This window comes from Streptomyces sp. BK340 (assembly GCF_007827595.1).
GTDB lineage: Bacteria > Actinomycetota > Actinomycetes > Streptomycetales > Streptomycetaceae > Streptomyces.
This window is the reverse complement of the sequence record NZ_VISR01000007.1, coordinates 160,919-180,495: the sequence shown is the minus strand read 5'-3', so window position 1 is coordinate 180,495 and position 19,577 is coordinate 160,919. Positions and strand designations below refer to the sequence as shown.

General features: G+C 73.2%; 18 protein-coding genes and 1 pseudogene. 12 read left to right on the top strand and 7 right to left on the bottom strand.

Going from position 1 to position 19,577, the window contains the following annotated elements; all coding sequences use genetic code 11:
- Positions 1-28: 28 nt before the first annotated feature.
- The gene (locus tag FB157_RS16345; RefSeq protein ID WP_145880275.1) at positions 29-982 is read left to right on the top strand and encodes an O-antigen polymerase; all 954 of its coding nucleotides are present in this window, start codon (positions 29-31) and stop codon (positions 980-982) included.
- A 124-nt stretch (positions 983-1,106) separates the two neighbouring features.
- On the opposite strand, the gene FB157_RS16340 is transcribed toward FB157_RS16345, so the two are convergent.
- Both FB157_RS16340 and FB157_RS16335 read right to left on the bottom strand, forming a co-directional pair.
- Entirely contained in the window at positions 1,107-1,649 is a 543-nt protein-coding gene (locus FB157_RS16340; RefSeq protein ID WP_145880273.1) for a hypothetical protein, read from the bottom strand.
- A 94-nt stretch (positions 1,650-1,743) separates the two neighbouring features.
- Entirely contained in the window at positions 1,744-2,538 is a 795-nt protein-coding gene (locus FB157_RS16335) for a glutamate racemase (protein WP_145880271.1), read from the bottom strand.
- Positions 2,539-2,595: 57 nt separating this feature from the next.
- Here FB157_RS16335 and FB157_RS16330 point away from each other — a divergent pair, with 57 nt between their 5' ends.
- A complete protein-coding gene (locus FB157_RS16330) occupies positions 2,596-3,771 on the top strand; it encodes a glycosyltransferase (protein ID WP_145880269.1) in 1,176 nt (391 codons plus the stop codon).
- Between the two features lie 7 nt (positions 3,772-3,778).
- Here FB157_RS16330 and FB157_RS16325 read toward each other — a convergent pair whose 3' ends face one another.
- Positions 3,779-5,071, bottom strand: a complete 1,293-nt coding sequence (locus tag FB157_RS16325) for a TerD family protein (RefSeq protein ID WP_186581542.1) — start codon at positions 5,069-5,071, stop codon at positions 3,779-3,781.
- 296 nt (positions 5,072-5,367) lie between these two features.
- Between FB157_RS16325 and FB157_RS16320 the strand changes: the two genes are divergently transcribed.
- The 4 genes from FB157_RS16320 (at position 5,368) to FB157_RS16305 (ending at position 10,003) form a co-directional block, all read left to right on the top strand.
- Positions 5,368-5,811, top strand: a complete 444-nt coding sequence (locus tag FB157_RS16320) for a DUF6643 family protein (RefSeq protein WP_145880265.1) — start codon at positions 5,368-5,370, stop codon at positions 5,809-5,811.
- Positions 5,812-5,854: 43 nt separating this feature from the next.
- Positions 5,855-6,679, top strand: a complete 825-nt coding sequence (locus tag FB157_RS16315; protein ID WP_145880264.1) for an MOSC domain-containing protein — start codon at positions 5,855-5,857, stop codon at positions 6,677-6,679.
- 168 nt (positions 6,680-6,847) lie between these two features.
- A complete protein-coding gene (locus FB157_RS16310) occupies positions 6,848-7,453 on the top strand; it encodes a hypothetical protein (RefSeq protein WP_145880262.1) in 606 nt (201 codons plus the stop codon).
- Positions 7,454-7,564: 111 nt separating this feature from the next.
- On the top strand, positions 7,565-10,003 hold the full coding sequence (locus FB157_RS16305) for a right-handed parallel beta-helix repeat-containing protein (protein ID WP_145880260.1): 2,439 nt from the start codon (positions 7,565-7,567) through the stop codon (positions 10,001-10,003).
- Between the two features lie 4 nt (positions 10,004-10,007).
- Here FB157_RS16305 and FB157_RS16300 read toward each other — a convergent pair whose 3' ends face one another.
- On the bottom strand, positions 10,008-12,341 hold the full coding sequence (locus FB157_RS16300) for a hypothetical protein (protein ID WP_398946778.1): 2,334 nt from the start codon (positions 12,339-12,341) through the stop codon (positions 10,008-10,010).
- 304 nt (positions 12,342-12,645) lie between these two features.
- On the opposite strand from FB157_RS16300, the gene FB157_RS16295 reads away from it, so the two are divergent.
- The 3 genes from FB157_RS16295 (at position 12,646) to FB157_RS16285 (ending at position 15,150) form a co-directional block, all read left to right on the top strand.
- A complete protein-coding gene (locus tag FB157_RS16295; RefSeq protein ID WP_145880258.1) occupies positions 12,646-13,476 on the top strand; it encodes a DeoR/GlpR family DNA-binding transcription regulator in 831 nt (276 codons plus the stop codon).
- A gap of 71 nt (positions 13,477-13,547) precedes the next feature.
- Positions 13,548-14,021, top strand: coding sequence for an SRPBCC family protein (locus FB157_RS16290; RefSeq protein WP_145880256.1), 474 nt, complete (start codon positions 13,548-13,550; stop codon positions 14,019-14,021).
- 154 nt (positions 14,022-14,175) lie between these two features.
- Entirely contained in the window at positions 14,176-15,150 is a 975-nt protein-coding gene (locus FB157_RS16285) for an alpha/beta hydrolase (protein WP_261386334.1), read from the top strand.
- 22 nt (positions 15,151-15,172) lie between these two features.
- On the opposite strand, the gene FB157_RS16280 is transcribed toward FB157_RS16285, so the two are convergent.
- Positions 15,173-16,297, bottom strand: a complete 1,125-nt coding sequence (locus FB157_RS16280; RefSeq protein WP_145880254.1) for a PLP-dependent cysteine synthase family protein — start codon at positions 16,295-16,297, stop codon at positions 15,173-15,175.
- 373 nt (positions 16,298-16,670) lie between these two features.
- On the opposite strand from FB157_RS16280, the gene FB157_RS16275 reads away from it, so the two are divergent.
- Together FB157_RS16275 and FB157_RS16270 are read left to right on the top strand one after the other, a co-directional pair.
- Entirely contained in the window at positions 16,671-16,994 is a 324-nt protein-coding gene (locus FB157_RS16275; RefSeq protein ID WP_145880253.1) for a hypothetical protein, read from the top strand.
- A 227-nt stretch (positions 16,995-17,221) separates the two neighbouring features.
- Positions 17,222-17,800, top strand: coding sequence for an ATP-binding protein (locus FB157_RS16270; protein WP_145880437.1), 579 nt, complete (start codon positions 17,222-17,224; stop codon positions 17,798-17,800).
- 74 nt (positions 17,801-17,874) lie between these two features.
- Here the strand turns inward: FB157_RS16270 and FB157_RS16265 are convergent.
- Positions 17,875-18,357, bottom strand: a pseudogene (locus FB157_RS16265) (ABC transporter permease); the annotation flags it as partial.
- A gap of 180 nt (positions 18,358-18,537) precedes the next feature.
- Positions 18,538-18,828, bottom strand: coding sequence for an SHOCT domain-containing protein (locus FB157_RS16260; protein ID WP_145880251.1), 291 nt, complete (start codon positions 18,826-18,828; stop codon positions 18,538-18,540).
- Between the two features lie 180 nt (positions 18,829-19,008).
- Between FB157_RS16260 and FB157_RS16255 the strand changes: the two genes are divergently transcribed.
- Positions 19,009-19,572: a TetR/AcrR family transcriptional regulator gene (locus FB157_RS16255; RefSeq protein ID WP_261386333.1), complete on the top strand. Its 564-nt coding sequence runs from the start codon at positions 19,009-19,011 to the stop codon at positions 19,570-19,572.
- Positions 19,573-19,577: the final 5 nt, after the last annotated feature.

Here is a 19,577-nt window from a genome sequence, read left to right as displayed (position 1 = left end):
CAGACGAAACGTTTCTGACGGGGCGGGCATGATCCTTCTGGGAGCGTGCGCCGCCTGGTCGCTGATCACGGCGGCGGCCCACGACGGGCGGCCCGAAGGGGTGCTCCTCGCGGTGCTCGCCGTGATCGCCGGGTACGCCGCGGGCCGGATCTCCGGGGCGCTGCTTCCGGTGGCCGCGCCCGGTGCAGGTGCGTCGGCGGGGCTCGCGCTGGCCGTGGTCCTGCCCGACCTCTCCCCCGGCCCCCGCTACGCCGCCCCGCTCGGGCACGCCGGAGCCACGGCCGCTCTGCTGGCGCTGGCCACCGGCGCCGCGTGCTGTGCCGCCTGGGCCGCGCGCGGACCCGGGCTGCGGCTCGGGCTGCGGCTGCTGGCCGCCGGAATCGCGCTGACCGGGGCCGCCATGGGCTCGGCCGCCGGCTGCGCGGCCAGCGCCGCGGTTCTGCTGTGCTCGCTCGCCGCGGGCTCGATGCCCCGCCGAGGCGTCGGCATCGTAGGTCTCGCACTTGCGGCTGCCCTGGTGGCGGGGACGATCTGGGCGGTCGCCGCCGGCGCGCTGCCCGAGGCGCTGGAGAGCCGGTTCGCGCCGCACCGGGTCCAGCTGTGGCAGGACGCGCTGCGACTGGCCCACCGGTACACGGGCCTGGGCATCGGCCCGGGCCGCTTCGGCGAGCTGAGCGACCCCGCGCCACAGGCTGTCCTGCCCGACGGCAGACCGCACTCGGCCCTGCTCCAGCAGGTGGCCGAACAGGGCCTCGTCGGGGTGCTCCTGCTGGCCGCCGGATTCGGCTGGGCCCTCTATGCCCTGTGGCGCACCCCGCGCTCCACACCGATCGCGCTCACCGCTGGCGCGGCCCTGACCGCCCTGGCCGCGATCGCCTCCGTGGGCAACGCGCTGAGCTTCACCACGGTGACCGCGGGCGCGGGCCTGCTGGCGGGATGGGCCACGGCACGGCCGTGGGCGGGCGACAGCACGGAGCTGTAGCGAGGCGCGGGGCGCGAGCCCGCCGTCCGGCGCAGGCAAGTGCAGCGCCCGGTGTCAGTGGGTGGCGGCGTCCGGCTCGAAGCGGACCGGGTTCGCGAAAGGGGCCGGCGCAGTGGCCGCCGTCTCAGCTCGCTCCCCCGGGCGTCATCGTCCGTAGCCGGTCCCTGATGGCGCGGACCGCCGCCTCCGCGTTGTCCACGGTGATCGTGAAGGTGTGGCCGTCCCAGAGGCGCAGCACGATGCCCTCGCCGCGGCGGACTACGACCGCGGTGCCCTTCTCGGGGCGCCAGCGGTAGCCCCAGCCGCCCCAGTGGCGCGGGGTGACGTAGGAGGTGAAGTCGGCGCCGGCGACCTGGGAGAGCGGGATGCGGCGGCGCGGCACGCCGATGTGGCCGCAGCGCACCTCGACGCACTCCTTGTCGAGCTTGAGGTCGACGTGCACGAAGGCGAGCGTGCCGAACAGCACCAGCAGTCCGGCGGCGATGCAGCCCACGACGGACATCACCAGCGGGGCGGCGCCGGAGGACCAGGCCGAGTCCACGGCCAGCTCGATGCCGAGCGCCATGCAGGCGGCGCCGCTCAGCGCCAGCAGCCACTGCACCCGGTTGGTGGCACGCCCGGTCCAGACGTCGGGGTGCGGGATGTCCTCGGCGCGGTGCTCCCTCATGTCTACGAGGTTACTCAGGTTTCGCCCCGCGGGTACCGGCGTGCGGAGGGTGACTGTTCCGGGCGGCGTGCCCCGTGGAGGCGGCCGCCCCAGGTCACCGCCGGTCGGCGAGCGGTCCGGCGGCGGGCAGCAGACGCCCTTCGGCGTAGTGCAGCGCGGCCGCGGGCAGCACGCCCTCGCGGCCGCTCAGCAGCACCGTCAGCGTGCCCTCGGCCGGGGCGCCGGGGGCGGCCTGTTCGCCCAGGCGCCGCAGGGCCTGGGCGGCCACGGCGCCGGCGGATCCGTGCAGCACCAGCGGAGCGGCACCGGGGCGCTGGACGGCGGCGCGGATACGTTCCGCCACCAGCTCGTAGTGGGTGCATCCCAGGACGACCGTCGTCACGTCCTGCGGGGTCAGCGCGGCCGCGGCGGCGATCGCCACGTCGATGGCCACCTCGTCCGCGTGCTCCACGGCCTCCGCGAGCCCCCAGCAGGGCACCTCGGTGACCCGGACGCCGTCGGCGAAGTCCTCGATGAGACCGCGCTGGTAGGGGCTGCCGGTCGTGGCGGGCGTGGCCCAGATGGCGACGGGGCCGCCGCCGGCGGCGGCCGGCTTGATCGCCGGGACCGTGCCGATCACCGGGACGCCGGGCTCCAGGCGGGCGCGCAGGGCGGGCAGGGCGTGCACGGTGGCGGTGTTGCAGCCGATGATCAGGGCGTCGGGCCGGCGGGCCGCGGCGGCCTCGGCGACGGCCAGGGCACGCCGGGTGAGGTCCTCGGTCGTGCGCGGCCCCCAGGGCATGCCGTCGGGGTCGAGGGAGAGGACCAGATCCGCGTCGGGGCGCAGGCGCCGTACCGCGGCGGTGGCCGCCAGCAGGCCGATTCCGGAGTCCATGAGCGCGATCTTCACCCGGCCACGATAGACGATGCGCCCTTGCGCTCCGGTCCGGTGGGGCAGACTGCGCCCGTGAGCGCGATCGTGTGGACCGCCGTCGTATCCCTCGCCGCCTGGTGCTGGCTGCTGCTGTGCCAGGGCTTCTTCTGGCGCACGGACGTCCGGCTGCCCCCGCGCCGGGAACCTGCCGTGTGGCCGTCGGTCTGTGTGGTCGTACCGGCCCGTGACGAGGCCGCCGTGCTGCCCGCGAGTCTGCCGTCGCTGCTCGCGCAGGACTATCCGGGGCGGGCGGAGGTCTTCCTCGTGGACGACGGGAGCACGGACGGCACCGGGGAGCTGGCCCGCGAGCTGTCGCGGCGGCACGGCGGGCTGCCGCTCACGGTGGACTCCCCCGGTGAGCCGCCCGCGGGCTGGACGGGCAAGCTGTGGGCCGTGCGGCACGGCATCGGCCTCGCACGCGCGCGTGATCCCGAATATCTGCTTCTGACGGACGCGGACATCGCGCACGCGCCGGACAGCCTGCGGGAACTGGTGGCTGCGGCCCGCACCGGGGGGTTCGACGTGGTGTCGCAGATGGCGCGACTGCGGGTCGAGAGCCTGTGGGAACGGCTCGTGGTCCCGGCGTTCGTCTACTTCTTCGCGCAGCTGTATCCCTTCCGGAGGATCGGCCTGCGCGGGGCGCGGACGGCGGCTGCCGCGGGCGGCTGTGTCCTGCTGCGCGCGGACATGGCCGACAAGGCGCGGATCCCGGACTCCATCCGGCACGCCGTCATCGACGACGTCGCCCTCGCGCGCGCGGTGAAGGCTGCCGGCGGTCGCATCTGGCTCGGGCTGGCCGACCTGGTGGACAGCGTGCGTCCCTATCCGCGGCTGCACGACCTGTGGCGGATGGTCTCGCGCAGCGCGTACGCCCAGCTCCGGCACAACCCGCTTCTGCTGCTCGGCACGGTCGCCGGGCTCGCCCTGGTGTACCTGGTGCCGCCCGCGGCCGTGGTGGCCGGTGCGGTCACGGGCAGTGCGGCGACGGCGGTCGTGGGCGCGGCCGCCTGGGCGGTGATGACGGGGACGTACGTGCCGATGCTCCGTTACTACCGGCAGCCGCTGTGGCCGGCGCCGCTGCTGCCTTTCACCGCGTTCCTCTACCTCCTCATGACGGCCGACTCCGCCGTACAGCACTACCGGGGGCGCGGGGCGGCCTGGAAGGGCCGCACGTACGCGCGCCCGGACGCCGTGCCCGACGAGAACTGAAACGTGGCTACTTGCGCCCCGGTGTCCAGTTCATTCCCCACCCGTAGGCGTGGTCTATGGTCCGCTGCGGGCTCACTCCGCGCTCCGGTACCAGGTAGCGCGCCTCGCGCTGGACGACGAGGTCGCCGCCGGTGTTGGTGATCAGCGCGAGTGCGCACACCGTGGAGGGAACCGTGCACTCGTCCAGCGAGAAGTCGATCGCGGCGCCGTGCTGGGGCTGGAGGGTGACCGTGGCGTGCAGGTCGGCGAAGGAGGCCGCGCCTTCATAGATCGTGACGAAGACCAGGATGCGCCGGAAGTCCTGTTTGCGGTCGAGGTTGACGGTGAGGTTCTCGCCGCTCGCCACGGCGCCCGTACGGTCGTCGCCGTCGAGGTGGATGTACGGCGGCCGGCTCAGGGAGCCGAAGGCGTTGCCGAGTGCCTGTACGACGCCCTTGCGGCCGTCGGCGAGTTCGTACAGGGCGCACAGGTCGAGGTCGAGGTTGCCCTGGCTGCCGCCCCACCGGCCGCCCCGGCCCGGGAAATGCTTGCGCACCTGCCAGTTGAGGTTGACCCGCATGGCGCCGGAGGTGCCACCCTGCTTGGCCAGGGAGACGGAGGGGGCCGCTTTGGTGAGGGTGACCTTGGAGAGGCGGACCGGCGCGGCAGGAGGGGTCGCCGGGGGTGGTGGCAGGGGCACGGGAGCGGTGGCCGGCGGTGGCAGGGTCGCCCTGGGCGGGACCGGCGGCGCGGCGGGGGGTGCGGGAGGCGGTTCGGCGGCCGTGCGAGGCGGCGCGGTGTGCTGCGGCTCGTCGACGGTGATACCGAAGTCCGTGGCCAGGCCCTCGAGTCCGCTGCTGTACCCCTGGCCGACGGCGCGGAACTTCCAGCCGCCCTGACGGCGGTAGAACTCGCCGAGCACGAAGGCGGTCTCCACCGTCGCGCCGGGGCTGTCGAAGCGGGCGACCGCGCCACCGGCCGCGTCGGTCACTTCGATGTAGAGGTCCGGGACCTGCCCGAACGTCCCGCCGTCCGCGGAGGCCGCGAGGACGACCCGCTCGATCCCGCTCTCCACGCGCGCGAGGTCCACGAGGAGGGTGTCGGTGACGAGCCCGCCTGCGGCCCGCTTGCCCTCGTGACGGACCGCGCCGGAGGGGTGCGCGGGCTGGTTGTAGAAGACGAAGTCACCGTCGGAGCGGACCTTTCCGGCCGCGAGCAACAGTGCCGAGGCGTCCGCGTCGGGTACGCCGGGTCCGGAGCGCCAGCCCAATTCGACGCGCAGGGCCGTGGTGGGCACCGGCGCATTCGATCCTTTCGGCATTGTCATGTCCGCCCCCATCGCGTGTCGGTGTCCCGGACGTGCCCGGGCTCCCGAGATCATCTCTACCCGCCCAACCTATTCCCAGGGGCGGGGAACTCCCATGAGCTGCGCCGGAAGATCGCCGGTCAACCGCCGGTAACCCGACAGAAGCTCGGCATTTACACGATCCCAACGTTGAACGGCGTCCATTTTTGCCAAGTTCGCTCGGATTGGGGATCCCGCGTCACTGCGGACACGGAAAACAACCCTCTTATCGGTCTCCCCAACCAGCACATCGTGGGCTTAACTTATGTGCCATGACCTCCCCCCGCTCCACCTATGGCGGCGGCTACTACTCCGCCTCCTTCCCGGACACCCCGATCTACGACTCGCTCGTGGCCGAGCGGGGCACCCCGCAGATCGCCCCGATCCGGGTCCCCGCCGCGTACGACACGGGCAGCCACCTTCCCGCGCTCCCGTCGGCGCTGCCCGCCCTCCCGGCGGCTCCCTCCCCGCAGTTCCCCTCCTACGGCTATCCGCAGGTCCAGCCCGCCCCGCTGCAGCAGGCGCCCACGGCGTACATCCCGCAGCAGGCGAGCGCTCCCCGCGGCTATCCCGGCCCGCAGGCCCCGCAGGCCCCGCAGCCGCCGCGCCCGATGGCGGCCGGCACGGGCTACGAGGCCATGCGCCCCGCCGCGCCGCGGCCCGCACCGGCTCCGTACCAGGACCCGTACAACAACCAGCAGTACCGCGGCTACTGACCGGCGCGCCCCGGCTGTCGGTGCCACCTGGCACGATGGCGTCATGGGGAACGCCGAACTGCAGTCGATCCACGTCCATCCGGTCAAGGCGTTCCGGGGTGTCGCACCCCGGGCAGCCTTGGTGGAGCCCTGGGGGCTGGCCGGAGACCGGCGCTGGACTCTGATCGACGACGGGGGAAAGGTCGTCACACAGCGCGAGGAGCCGCGCCTCGCACTGGCCGCCGCCGAGCCGATGCCCGGCGGCGGCGTTCGTCTGTCCGCGCCCGGCCAGGAGCCGCTCACGGTCCCCGTCCCGGAGCCGGGAGCGACGGTGCCGACGCACGTCTTCGGCACGAAGGTGGAGGCGGTCCTCGCCTCCGACACGGCTCACGACTGGTGCTCCGCGTATCTCGGCGCCGATGTCCGTCTGGTCCACATGGACGATCCGGCCACCCGGCGTCCGGTCGACCCCGAGTGCGCGCTGCCGGGCGAGACGGTGAGCTTCGCCGACGGCTACCCCCTCCTGGTCACCACCGTCGCCTCCCTCGACGCCCTGAACTCCCTCATAGCCCAGGGCGATGACGCCGCCGAGGGGCCGCTGCCCATGAACCGGTTCCGGCCCAACGTGGTCGTCGCGGGCACCGAGGCCTGGGCCGAGGACGACTGGGCGGAGATCGCCATCGGCGAGGTGGTCTTCCGGGTCGCCAAGGCCTCCGGGCGCTGCGTCGTGACCACGACCGACCAGGACACCGCCGTACGCGGCCGTGAGCCCCTGCGCACGCTCGCACGGCACCGCAGGGTCGGCACACGGCTGCTCTTCGGCCAGAACCTGGTGGCGCTCACGCCCGGCACGATCCGGGTCGGGGACCCGGTGCGGGTACTCGGCTAGCGAATCGGGCCGGCGGCCGGGGAACCCAGGGGCGGGGCCCGGTCGTTGAGACGACGTGAGAATTGCATGAGCGGCCCCGGGCCGGGAGTGATGTCGCTCGCTCCGGGTCCGGGCCGGGGGTGAGCGGCTCCGTGGGGGGTGTCACGGAGCGGAAGGGGGTGGGGGGACGTGCGAGCAATCCGCGGCCTGTGGCGCTGGAGGCACAATCCGCTGCGCCGCGCGACCGACCTGGCCGAGGCCTGGGTGGCCGTCGTGGCCCTGGTGCTGGTCGCGGTGGCCGCGCCCCTGATCGGCGCCCTGGTCGGCGTGGCGGCGCAGGACTCCCTGCAGCACTCCGTGCGGGAGCAGCAGCACGACCGTCACCTCGTCACGGCCACCGTGGTGCGCGGGCTGGGCAGCGCCCCGATGGAGACCGACCCCGACACCGGAACCGCGCACGACGCCCGCAGCCGTGTCCTCGCCGACTGGACGGCACCGGACGGCACCCGGCAGCACGGACCGGCGCTGGCGAACCTCAAGTCCCCGCACGCGGGTGACCACTTCAGGCTCTGGACGGATCCGCACGGCCGAATAACGACCCGCCCGCTGGACTCCCCCACGGCGACGACGCACGCGGTGCTCGCCGGATTCGGCGCGGCTCTGCTGACCGTGGGCCTGGTCGAGAGCGGCCGTCGGCTGATCGTCTGGCGCATGGTCCGCCGCCGGTATGCGCGTTGGGACCAGGCCTGGGACCGGGCGGGCCCGGACTGGGGCAAGGCGGGCACCGGCAGCTGACGGCCTTTCCGGCTCTGGTCAACCCACCACCCGCGCGCACGCTACGGTGGACCGGCCGACTCGCCTTCGGCATCAAACCCGCGTACTACGAGGTGGGGGCACAGCAACGCCATGGCACAGGGCACGGTCCAGGTGACGCACACCGGTACATCGCGGTGGCGGCGCCGCACGGGTGAGTACGCTTCGCTCGCCGCCGCCCTGGAGGCCGCCGCCGACGGCGACGTCCTCACCATCGCGCCCGGCACCTACCGGGAGAACCTCGTCGTCCAGCGGTCGGTGACCCTGCGCGGGCCGGAGGGTTCGCCGGGTTCGGTGCGGATCGCGCCCGTGGACGGGGTGCCGCTGACCGTGCGGGCCTCCGCGGTGGTGCAGGACCTGCACGTGGAGGGCCAGGACTCGGCAGCGCCCGCCCTGTTGGTGGAGGAGGGCACGCCCGAGCTGATGGACGTGCGGATCGTCACGCGGTCCGCCGCGGGCATCGAGGTGCGGGGCGGGGCACGTCCGACCGTGCGGCGCTGCACCGTCGACAACCCGGCCGGTATCGGCATCGCCGTTCTCGACGGCGGCGGCGGGGTGTTCGAGGAGTGCGAGGTCGTCGCGGCCGGGCAGGCGGGCGTGGCGGTCCGCGGTGGCGCCCGTCCCCGCCTGGAGCGGTGCCGGGTGCACCACGCCTCCGGCACCGGCCTGAGCGCGACCGGGGAGAACTCCGCCCTGGAGGCCGTCGGCTGCGAGGTGTACGAGGTCCGGGGCTCCGGGGTGCAGGTCACCCAGCGGGCCACGGCGCACCTGACCGACTGCGACGTGCACCGCACCACGGGCGACGGTGTCACGCTCGACACGGACGCGGTGCTCACGCTCGCGGACTGCCGGATCCACGACATCCCGGAGAACGCGGTCGATCTGCGCTCCCGTTCGGTGCTCACGCTGACCCGGACAACGGTGCGTCAGTTCGGGCGCAACGGACTGTCCGTGTGGGACCCGGGCACCCGGGTGGACGCCAACCAGTGCGAGATCTTCGACAGCACCGGCGACTATCCGGCGGTGTGGGTGAGCGACGGCGCCACCGCGGTGCTCGAGTCCTGCCGGGTGCACGACGTGCCGGACGCGCTGTTCGTACTGGACCGCGGCTCGCGTGCGGACGTCGTGGACAGCGACCTGTCCCAGGTCCGCAACACGGCCGTGTCGGTGAGCGACGGCGCGACCGCGCAGCTCGACGACTGCCGGATCCGGGAAGCGGCCACCGGCGCCTGGTTCCGCGACCACGGCAGCGGCGGAACGCTCAACAACTGCACCCTGGACGGCACACAGACCGGTGTGATCGTCACGAAGGGCGCCGACCCGACCATCGAGCGGTGCACGGTCGACTCGCCCGCCGAGGCGGGTTTCTACGTGTCCGCCGGTGGCCGGGGCAGCTTCCTGAACTGCCGGGTCAGCGGCAGCGGCGGCTACGGCTTCCATGTGATCGACGGCTGTCGCACGACGCTGCGGAAGTGCCGTACGGAGCGCTGTTCGCGCGGTGGTTACGAGTTCGCCGACGCGGGGCCGGACGCGGGGGCCGGGACGGGCCCGGTAGTGGAGGACTGCACCAGCGACGAGAGCGGCAGCCTCAGGCCGCCGGCGGCCCGCGAGCCGGCCGTACAGACCTCCTCTCCCTCGCCCGGGCTGCTCGGCGCGATCCCCGGGCAGCGCGCCACGGAGCAGGAGCCGCTCGTCGCCGTGGCCGATCCGGAGAAGTCGGCCCGGACCTCGAAGGCCGTGCTCGGTGAACTGGACGCGCTGGTGGGCCTGGAGAGCGTCAAGCGCGAGGTGCGGGCGCTGACCGACATGATCGAGGTGGGCCGGCGCCGGCAGCAGGCGGGTCTGAAGGCGGCCTCGGTCAAGCGGCACCTGGTCTTCACCGGCTCCCCCGGCACCGGCAAGACGACGGTCGCCCGGCTGTACGGTGAGATCCTCGCCTCCCTCGGGGTGCTGGAGAAGGGTCACCTGGTCGAGGTGTCCCGGGTCGACCTGGTCGGCGAGCACATCGGCTCCACCGCGATCCGCACCCAGGAGGCCTTCGAACGGGCGCGCGGCGGTGTGCTGTTCATCGACGAGGCCTACGCCCTGTCCCCGGAGGACGCCGGACGGGACTTCGGCAAGGAGGCCATCGACACGCTGGTGAAGCTGATGGAGGACCACCGGGACGCGGTGGTGGTGATCGTCGCCGGCTACACGGCCGAGATGGAGCGCTTCCTTTCCGTCAACCCCGGTGTCGCCTCCCGCTTCTCCCGGACCATCACCTTCAGTGACTACGGCCCCGACGAGCTGCTCAGGATCGTGGAGCAGCAGGCCGACGAGCACGAGTACCGGCTGGCACCGGGTGCTTCGGAGGCCCTGCTGAAGTACTTCACGGCGATCCCGAAGGGCCCCGCCTTCGGCAACGGCCGGACCGCGCGCAAGACCTTCGAGGCGATGGTGGAACGGCACGCGAGCCGTGTCGCGCAGCTGGAGGACCCCAGCACCGACGACCTGACCCTGCTCTACGGCGAGGACCTGCCGGAGCTGCCCTGAGGGCTCACTCTGGAGCCTCAGGGACCGGGCGCTGCCCCGGCAGGTCCGGGTGCAGCCGGGCCAGCAGCCGGGCCCTCTCCCGCGCGAAGGCCGGGTCCGCCTGGTAGTCGCAGTGGCCGAGGATCGGGGCCGGCAGCGGTTGCCGGGGAGTACGGCCGTAGGCCAGCGGGTCCTTCAGGGGCTGGTGGTCGACCTCCGGGCCGCAGTCGCCGGGGAGGCGGACCGGGCCGCCGATCGGGTCGGTACGGCGGTGGAGATTGCGCCAGCAGGCGACGTCGCCGTGCAGGGCGGCCAGGGCCCGGGGGCCGAAGTGGGCCGGGAACCAGCGGCCGTACAGGCGCTCCAGCGGGGAGCCGTAGGTCAGCAGGGCGACCCGCTTGCGCACGGACGGGGTCAGCTGCCAGGCCGCGGCTGCCGCCAGGACACTGCCCTGGGAGTGGCCGGAGAGGACCAGACGGCCGCCGGTGTGCCGGGTCCAGGTCGCCATCCGCCAGGTCAGGTCCGGCACCGCGCGCTCGGCGTAGCAGGGCGGGGCGAAGGGGTGGGCGGCGCGCGGCCAGAAGGTGCCGACGTCCCACAGGATGCCGATGGTGCGGCGGGCGGAGGCGTCCCGGTAGGCGCGCCGGGCCCAGGTGACGAACAGGACGAAGCCCACTCCGACCAGCCAGGAGCCGAGCGTCTGCGAGGTCTCGGCCACGGCCTGGACGACGTCGTAGGTCCGCCGTGCCGCGCCCTCGGGGGGCTCTCCGGTGGCCAGGGCGCCGGCCAGCGCGGCGGCGCCGGTCAGCAGGGTGGTTGCGGCGAGTACGGCGACGACCAGCGGTGTCCGGTCGGTGAGGGCGGCCATGGCGCGGGCCTGGGCGATGGCGCGGGTGCGGGACGGGTCCTCGGGCTCGCCGGGGTGCTCGTCGCTCACGCGGTCGCGTTCGGCGCGGGCGAGCCGTGCGGTGCGCAGGGCCAGGTGGGCGGCGACGGCCAGCAGCACCGCGAGGATCGGCGGGATCGCGGACGCCTGCCAGGTCAGCAGCACCGGGGGCCCGTCGAGCAGGACCCGGGTGCCGTCCAGCCAGTCGGCGACCCGCTGCGCGACGCCGCCCGACATCACACCGCCCAGCGCGCAGGCGAGCAGCACGACCGCCGGGCCGCCGAGGCCGCGCATCCCGGCGCGCGGGTCGGGGCGGCGGCGGTACAGGTCATGGGCGACGACCGCGAGGACGACGACGAGCAGGCCCTGGGCCGGCATGAGGGCGCCGAAGGCCGGGTCTCCGGGCAGCCGCCCGGCCGATCGCCAGCCGGGGCGGGACCAGCCGGTGTACAGCACGGTGAGCAGCAGCAGGCCGAGGGCGCCGAGCGGCAGGCGGCGTACGAGGTGACGGTCGAGCTGCTGGTCGAGGCGGTTCTCGCTGCGGCCCCGGCGGCAGACCACGCCCACCACGGCGGCCGCGCAGCCGAGCAGGGCCGCGGCGAGGATCCAGCCGAGGGCGTCCAGGGCCGCGGGGCCGCCGGAGTGGTGGTCGAAGCGGGCCGCGGGTGTGAGGAGGGCGGCGGCCACGGTGAGCAGGCCGGCCGCGGTGTGGGCCGCACGCAGCCGGGCCACCAGGCGCCGGGCGTACCAGAAGCCGGGCCGGGCCAGGGCGCTGCCGTCGGTCTCCGGCTCGGGGTCGCGGGACATCGGGCGGTGCGACTCGTAGGCGCTCCAGGTGCGGTGCGAGAGGTACCAGAGCAGGGCCGTGAGCGCGGCCGGGACCGATGCGGCCAGGGCGATCCGGCGGCCGGGCAGACTCCACCAGCCGTCGTCGGAGACGGCGGGCGAGAGGAGACCCAGCCAGGAGTGGCGCCGGGCGCAGGCGGCGACGCCCGCGCACTGCCAGGCCACCAGGTCGAGGGCGACCTCGCAGGCGGCGGCCACCAGCAGCACCGTGAGGGTGAGGGCGGCCAGGCGCACCAGGAGGCCGTAGAACCGTACGGTGCGTCCGCGGCCGGAGGCGGCGGGGCGCATCCAGTGGGCGAGGTTGACCACCATGAACGGCAGTAACAGGAGCCATAACGCGCGGCTGCCGTCGCCGGAGGTCAGATTGCACCAGACGTACGCCTCCTGCACCGGCTCACGGTCCGGCCCATGCCCGGCCGGGGCGTCCGCGGTGTGATCGGCGCGCCGGAAGACCGCGGCTGTGTCGTCGCCGGTGATCCGGACGGTGCGCGGGTCGCCGAGCATCTTCTCCGGGGTGGTGCCGCCGACTCCGTGCACCAGGAGTTCCAGCTCGGGCTCCGACTCCGTGACTCGCGCGGTGGGACGGTCCGTCTCCCGCGCGGCCATGCGTTCTTTCGCACGTTCCACTGTTCTCGCACTTCCCCCGTGACGCGCCTGACGGCATGTGTCCGTGCGCGCATCAGGATCTCCGTTTCGGGGGCGCCGTACACCTCTCGTCACGAAATCTCCCCGATCCGTGTGACCACGGGCGGGAGACGTGAGGCCCGGTTGGACCCGAATGGCATGAGCGCGTCGTAACAGGTAGTGGCGCAACCGGTGGCGTCCCGTGAAAAGATGGGACCGCCGCGCACCGAAGACGGATGGAACATCCAGGTGGGAGCAGGTGCGGCGGGCGTGTCGGACGGATTGCGGCGAAAGGACCGGAGCGTACGTGAGTGAGAATCAGAACCTCCTCGCGGAGCAGCGCCGCGCCCTGATCGTGGACGAGGTCCGGCGCCGGGGCGGTGTGCGGGTCAACGAACTGACCCGCAAGCTCGGCGTGTCGGACATGACCGTGCGCCGCGATCTCGACGCGCTGGCCCGCCAGGGCGTGTTGGAGAAGGTGCACGGCGGCGCGGTCCCGGTGGTCGAGGCGAGCACGCACGAGCCGGGCTTCGAGGCCAAGTCGGGCCTGGAGCTGTCGGCCAAGGAGGACATCGCGCAGGCCGCGGCCCGGATGGTCACTCCGGGTACGGCGATCGCCCTGTCCGGCGGTACGACGACCTACGCGCTGGCGCAGCACCTGCTGGAGGTGCCCGATCTGACCGTGGTCACGAACTCGGTTCGGGTCGCGGACGTCTTCCACGCGGCGCAGCGCACCTCGGGACAGCGGCAGGGCGCGGCCACGGTGGTACTGACCGGCGGGGTGCGCACCCCGTCCGACTCGCTGGTGGGCCCGGTGGCCGACCAGGCGATCGCCGCCCTCCACTTCGACCTGCTCTTCCTCGGGGTGCACGGGATATCGGTCGAGGCGGGCCTGTCCACGCCCAACCTCGCCGAGGCCGAGACCAACCGGCGGCTGGTGCAGTCGGCGCGCCGGGTCGTGGTGGTGGCCGACCACACCAAGTGGGGCACGGTGGGCCTGAGTTCGTTCGCCGCACTGGAGCAGGTGGACACGCTGGTCACGGACGCGGGCCTGCCCACCGACGCGCGGGCGGAGATCTCCGAGCACCTGAGGCGGCTGGTGGTGGCGGGCGAACCCGAAGAGGACGAGGACATCTGACAGGGCGTCAGCTAGGCTGACCGGTGCAACACCCCGCTTTCCCGAGGGACTTCACGAGGGGTTTCGTCACCATGGCTCACCGTCTGCGCCCGGTGGAGTTCGACTTCGTCGAGACCGCCCCGGTGCGGTTCGTGTTCACCCGGGACGTCGCGGCCGCTCCAGAAGCGGTATTCCAGGCGCTGGCCGAGGACGTGACCGGCTGGCCGGAGTGGTTCTCGGCGGTGTCCTCGGCCCGGCCGACCGAGGGCGGGCGCCGGGTGCGGCTCCGGGGCGGCATCCGTTTCGAGGAATCGGTGCTGGTGGCGAAGGCGCCCGAGGTCTACACCTACCGCGTCGACATGACCAACACCCCGGGGGCCCGCGCCTGGATCGAGGAGTGGCGGCTCGCCCCGGCCGGCACCGGGACCCGGGTCCGGATGACCTTCGCGCTGGACGGTACGGCCGCGTTCCGCCTCGTGTGCCGCCTCGCCCGCCCGGGGGTGGGCCACGCGTTCCGGGACGCCGTCACGGCACTGGACCGGCGGCTGGACCGACCGGGCGGGTGACCCGCATCCCCTGACCTCCCCCACCTCCCGTGATCGGCACGCAGGGTGAGCGGTTCGCCGCGCCCCGGTCCGGCAGTCCACGGATGCGACCGCCGCGTGCCGCACCCATGCTGGAAAGGGCCGAGCAATCCGGACAAACGTGAGGGATTCCGTCATGACTGCCCAGCCCGCCATCGGCGACGTCGTTCTGGAGCCCGCCTCCCGGGAACTGGCCGAAGCCACCTCCCAGCCGCCGTTCCTGTACGAGATCGGCGTGGAGAAGGCCCGTAAGGTCCTGGACGACATCCAGGCGCAACCCATCGAGAAGCTCCCCGTCGACGAGGAGTGGGTCACCGTGCCCTTCGACGTCGACGGTGTACGGGCGCGCATCGTACGGCCGCCGGGCGTGGCGGAGCCGCTGCCGGTGGTGCTGTACATGCACGGGGGCGGGTGGATCCTCGGCAACGCGGACACCCACGACCGGCTGGTGCGCGAACTCGCGGTCGGCGCCCGGGCGGCCGTCGTCTTCGTCGAGTACACGCGTTCGCCCGAGGCGCAGTACCCGGTGGCCCTGGAGCAGGGATACGCGACCGCCCAGTGGATCGTCCACCACGGCGCCCCGCGCGGGCTCGACGCCTCCCGGCTGGCGGTGGCGGGCGACTCGGTCGGCGGGAACCTGACCGCGGCTCTGGCCCTGCTGGCCAAGGAGCGCCGCGACTTCTCCTTCGTCCACCAGTCGCTTTACTACCCCGTCACCGACGCCGGGATGGACACGCCCTCCTACCGGCAGTTCGCCCAGGGCTACTTCCTCACCGCCAAGGCGATGGAGTGGTTCTGGGACGCCTACCTGCCGGAGCCGTCCCAGCGTTCGGCGATCACGGTCTCACCGCTGCGGGCGAGCCTGGAGCAGCTGGCCGGACTGCCGCCCGCGTACGTGGTCGTCGACGAGGCCGACGTACTGCGCGACGAGGGCGAGGCCTACGCGGCCAGGCTCCGGGCCGCGGGCGTGCCCGTCACAACGGTCCGCTACGCCGGGATCACGCACGACTTCATGATGCTGAACCCGCTCAGCGGCACGCACGCCACCCGCGCGGCCGTGGCCCAGGCGATCGCGGTGCTGCGCACTGCCCTCGGCACGAACGAGCCGTAGCGCGCCTGCCCCGAAGACCTGCTCAGTCCGGCCAGACACCCGTCGCCAGCAGGGACTCGATCGCCTCCGTGTACGGGGCGATGTCCAGGCCCTGCTCCTCGAGCCAGGTGTCCGAGTAGTACTTGTCGAGGTAGCGGTCCCCCGGATCGCACAGCAGGGTGACCACACTGCCCGTGCGGCCCTCGGCCACCATCTCGGAGACGATCTTCAGGGCGCTCCACAGGCCCGTGCCCGTCGAACCGCCCGCCTTGCGGCCGATGGCCCGTTCCAGGGCGCGGACGGCGGCCACGCTGGCCGCGTCCGGGACCTTCATCATCCGGTCGATGGCGCCGGGCACGAAGCTCGGCTCCATGCGCGGCCGGCCGATGCCCTCGATCCGGGAGCCGCAGTCGCAGGTGACGTCCGGGTCACCGGTGGTCCAGCCCTCGAAGAAGCAGGAGTTGTCCGGGTCTGCGACGCAGATACGGGTGTCGTACTGCATGTAGTGGACGTAGCGCGCGAGGGTCGCCGAGGTGCCGCCGGTGCCGGCCGTGGCCACGATCCAGGCCGGCTCCGGGAACCGCTCCAACTCCAGCTGGCGGAAGATGGATTCGGCGATGTTGTTGTTGCCGCGCCAGTCGGTGGCCCGCTCGGCGTAGGTGAACTGGTCCATGTAGTGGCCGCCGGTCTCCACCGCGAGGCGGGCGGACTCCTCGTACATCTTCCGGGAGTCGTCGACGAAGTGGCACTGTCCGCCGTGGAACTCGATCAGACGGCACTTCTCGGCACTCGTCGTGCGCGGCATGACCGCGATGAAGGGCACGCCGATCAGCTTGGCGAAGTAGGCCTCCGAGACGGCCGTCGAGCCGCTGGACGCCTCGATCACCGGGCGGCCCGGGCGGATCCAGCCATTGCACAGACCGTAGAGGAACAGCGAGCGGGCCAGCCGGTGCTTGAGGCTGCCGGTGGGGTGCGTCGACTCGTCCTTGAGGTACAGGTCGATGCCCCACTGTTCGGGGAGCGGGAACTTGAGGAGATGCGTGTCGGCCGAGCGCTGGTTGTCGGCCTGGACCTTGCGGACGGCTTCTTTGAGCCAGTCGCGGTAGGCGGCGTCGCTGCGGTCGACGTCGAGGGTGGCGCCGGTCCGGGTCTGTGGGGTGGTGCTCACGGCGGGGCTCCTTAGGCTGGGCACCGACAGCGCTGCGCGCGGCCGGCACCTCGATCATAGGCACCTTCCACACCGCTTCCCACCTGCATAAACGCATCTTTGAGCCACCCAAAGCCCGGCTGGGGCACACCTGTGCGCGCCACTCGGGGGCGCATTGGCGCGAGTGCTCCGACACCCGTCGCACACGCCACCTGCGTACTGGTGCTCCAGGCCGCATCGGGGCAGACTGCACCGGACGGGACGATCGTCCCGAACAGGGGCGGACACCGGATCGGCAGACCCGGTACGGCCCCGGGCGGTACGACCGGACACGGGCCGGATCCGGACCAACGGGCCGAGGTCCGGCGAGCGACGGGCAAGGGGGCGGCGGAGGATGGCGGAGCCGGAGTTCACGGCCACGGGCGTGCGGATAGGCAAGCGGATGCGTTCGCTCACCCGGGCCGGAAAGGTCCGGATCAGCGACGGCAGGGTGGAGTTGCTCAACAGCTACGGCAGCGAGATCGACAGCGCACCCGTGCAGGCGGTGCGCGCCTCCAAGCCGTGGTTCGCGCCGGAGGACCGGGCGCTGGCGGACCTCAACGGCAACCGGTACCTGCTGACGCTGGGCGAGCAGGACCCCGCACCGGGCGAACCGGGGCCACCGGCGGCCCGGCGGTTCATCGAGGCGGTGCGCCGGGCGGCCGGACGCGGCACCTGAGCCCGGTCGGATCTGCCTCTGACCTGCGCCCGGTCGCTGCGAGTTGCGGGAGAGCACTCGCTGCGTCACGCTGGTCTCACGTCACTCTGGGTTTACCGGCGATAACGCTGCGAACCAGCCCGCCGGCCACGACAGCAGGCGGACGTTTGGACGCAAGCACCCTGCTGGATCCGTTGTTCTCCGTGTTCCTCCGGTTCCTCCGGACCTCACATCGGGGAGTCGCAGCCGTGATCAGTCATCCGAGCAGGCACTGCACGGTGGAGCTCCAAGCCCTGCCGTCGCGGATCGGCCAGGTCCGCAGAATCGTATCTGCACAGTTGCGCTACTGGCATTTGGACCCGTTGATAGACCGAGCCGCGCTCGGTGTGACCGAGTTGCTCAGCAATGTCCACCGGCATGCCCGGCCCGACAAGTCGTGCATCGTCGAGCTGGAACTTCTGGTCGACCGGCTCACGGTCTCGGTGCGCGATCACGATCCGCGCCTCCCGGTGGTGGCCGACGCGACCGACGTCGCTCCCCTGGCCACCTGTGGGCGGGGCCTTGCGATGGTGGCCGCGATGAGCGAGAGCTGGGGGGCACGCCCGGACGGCGACGACGGCAAGGTCGTGTGGTTCACACTGCCCGCGCCGTCCACGGCCCGGCGGCAGCCGGCCCGCTCGCCCCGCCCCGTGGCCGAGCCGCAGCCGGTACCGCGGCTCACCGAGGTGCAGCCGGCACCGGCCCCGGTCGCCGCCGCTCCGACCCCCGTGGTGGCCCACGCCTCGGCCGCGGCACCCGCTCCCGCCCGGACGGCCGTTCCCGGCTGACCGGGCGGCGAGTCGGCCACCTGCCGCGGTGGCTTGCGCCGCACCTCCGCGGGGAGGCGCCGCACGGCGTCCCACTCGGTGGCGATCGCCCGCAGCACGTCCAGGCGGGCGGCTCGGCGGGCCGGACGCAGGCCCGCGAGAGCGCCTGCCGCCAGGCCGACCAGGACGACCACGGCGAGCCTGGCGGGTGGCAGGGCGAAGGCGAACGCGGTGTCGCTCGCGCCGTCGGAGACCTTGACCAGGACCCAGCCGAGGAAGCCGCCGAGGGCGAGTCCGCCGGCCGTGCCGAAGGCGGCGACCAGGACCGACTCCCAGCGGACCATGGCCCGCAGCTGGGCCCGGGTCTGGCCGACGGCCCTCAGCAGGCCCAGTTCCCGGGTGCGCTCGTGGAGCGCGAGGGTCAGTGTGTCGGCGATGCCCAGCAGCGCGATGACCACCGCGAGGGCGAGCAGGGCGTAGACGAGCGTGAGCATCATGCCGATGCCGCGGGCGGATGACTGCGCGTACTCGTCCCGGGTCTGCACCTCGGGGTTGCCGTACCGGGCGGCCACCCTCTCCGCCGGACCCGCACAGTGCGTCAGGGTACTTGCCGGAGCCCGAAGGGCCCATGATCGCGGTGAAGCGGCCGGCGGGGAAGTCGGCGTCCACGCCGTCCAGGGCGGGTACGGCGGTGTCGCCGCCGCCGTACACCTTCACCGCGCCCACCACGCGGGCCGCCGTACGCAGAGCGGTGGCGGTCATGCCGCATCGCCCTTGCCGATGCGGCCGAACTGCTCCTCCAGGACGGAGAGCCTGCGCCAGTACTCGTCCTCGTCGATCTCGCCGGAGGCGAAGCGGCGGCCGAGGACCGCGAGCGGTGAGTCGCCCGCCGGGCGTGCGCCGTCCATGGGCCGCCAGGGACCGCCGCGGCCGCGCCGGACGGTGCGGCGCAGCAGGGTGACGGCGCCGATCACGACGACCGCCCAGATCAGCGGGAAGAACAGGATCCATGGGCCGGGTCCGCCGTCCCAGTTCGCCAGGGTCTGCATGTCGGTTCGACTCCCTTGTCGGCAGGGTCTCGGGTGATGCCACGAGACTCCCTCCGGCAGGGGGTCCGGGTCGTCGTGCGGCCGGCGGCAGTGCGCATACCTCCGCGGGAGTACGGCGGTGGGACGTGACACCTCCGTGAGAACTCGCGAATTGTAACTACTAGTATGTACAGTGCTCCCATGAGCACCTCGGAACGACTGATCGAGTCCACCCGCGAGCTGCTGTGGGAGCGCGGCTACGTGGGCACGAGCCCCAAGGCGATCCTGGAGCGCGCCGGCGCCGGCCAGGGCAGCATGTACCACCACTTCAAGGGCAAGCCCGACCTGGCACTGGCGGCGATCCGGCGGACCGCCGAGGAACTGCGGGCCACCGCCGAGGGCGTACTCGACGGGCCGGGCACCCCCTACGAGCGCATCGAGGCGTACCTGCTGCGCGAGCGTGACGTGCTGCGCGGCTGTCCGATCGGCCGGCTGACCATGGATCCGGACGTGATCGCGAGCGACGAGCTGCGTGCACCGGTGGACGAGACGATCGCGTGGATCCGCGGGCGGATCGCCGGGATCGTCGAAGAGGGCAAGCGGCAGGGGCAGTTCGCGCCCTCCCTGGACGGTGAGGAGATCGGCGCGGCCGTCCTCGCGACCGTGCAGGGCGGCTATGTGCTCGCCCGCGCCTCCGGCTCCCCCGCCGCGTTCGACGCCGGTGTCCGCGGCCTGCTCTCCCTGCTCGCACCCCGAACCCCCTGACTGGA

Coding starts and splice junctions, on each gene's coding strand:
- FB157_RS16345 (WP_145880275.1), top strand. CDS start 29: ATGATCCTTCTGGGAGCGTGCGCCGCCTGGTCGCTGATCACGGCGGCG.
- FB157_RS16340 (WP_145880273.1), bottom strand. CDS start 1,649: ATGAGGGAGCACCGCGCCGAGGACATCCCGCACCCCGACGTCTGGACC.
- FB157_RS16325 (WP_186581542.1), bottom strand. CDS start 5,071: ATGCCGAAAGGATCGAATGCGCCGGTGCCCACCACGGCCCTGCGCGTC.
- FB157_RS16320 (WP_145880265.1), top strand. CDS start 5,368: ATGACCTCCCCCCGCTCCACCTATGGCGGCGGCTACTACTCCGCCTCC.
- FB157_RS16315 (WP_145880264.1), top strand. CDS start 5,855: ATGGGGAACGCCGAACTGCAGTCGATCCACGTCCATCCGGTCAAGGCG.
- FB157_RS16305 (WP_145880260.1), top strand. CDS start 7,565: ATGGCACAGGGCACGGTCCAGGTGACGCACACCGGTACATCGCGGTGG.
- FB157_RS16290 (WP_145880256.1), top strand. CDS start 13,548: ATGGCTCACCGTCTGCGCCCGGTGGAGTTCGACTTCGTCGAGACCGCC.
- FB157_RS16285 (WP_261386334.1), top strand. CDS start 14,176: ATGACTGCCCAGCCCGCCATCGGCGACGTCGTTCTGGAGCCCGCCTCC.
- FB157_RS16275 (WP_145880253.1), top strand. CDS start 16,671: ATGGCGGAGCCGGAGTTCACGGCCACGGGCGTGCGGATAGGCAAGCGG.
- FB157_RS16260 (WP_145880251.1), bottom strand. CDS start 18,828: ATGCAGACCCTGGCGAACTGGGACGGCGGACCCGGCCCATGGATCCTG.
- FB157_RS16255 (WP_261386333.1), top strand. CDS start 19,009: ATGAGCACCTCGGAACGACTGATCGAGTCCACCCGCGAGCTGCTGTGG.